Below are 312 nucleotides of genomic sequence, written 5' to 3'. Positions count from 1 at the left end.
CAGGCCCTAGGGGAGGGGCACCGCCGCTCCGCTCACCCGTACCCGCGGGTCGCCCGCCCGCAGGGTCACCGTCAGCTCGCCGGGGCGGCCCATGTCGGCGCCCTGGTACAGGGTGAGCCCGGCCGCCTCCGGGACCAGGCCCCGCTCGCGCAGGTACGCCCCGAACGCCGCGGCCGCCGCGCCGGTCGCCGGGTCCTCGACGACGCCGCCGACGGGGAAGGGGTCGCGTACGTGGAAGGTGAACTCGCTCTCCCGCCACGCCAGTTGGACCGTCGTCAGATCCAGCCGGTGCATCAGTGCGGTCAGCCGCTC

The 312-nt window shown here is 76.3% G+C and carries 1 protein-coding gene; it reads right to left on the bottom strand.

The annotated features are described in order from the left end of the window. Positions 1 to 6: 6 nt before the first annotated feature. Positions 7 to 312, bottom strand: a 306-nt coding sequence (locus G3I40_RS38715; RefSeq protein WP_164559499.1) for a PhzF family phenazine biosynthesis protein, incomplete at its 5' end; no start/stop codon positions are given.

This window comes from Streptomyces sp. SID14478 (assembly GCF_010548525.1).
In the GTDB taxonomy this organism is placed as follows: domain Bacteria; phylum Actinomycetota; class Actinomycetes; order Streptomycetales; family Streptomycetaceae; genus Streptomyces.
The sequence above is the reverse complement of the archived record's forward strand: the minus strand, read 5'-3'. Positions and strand labels throughout refer to the sequence as shown.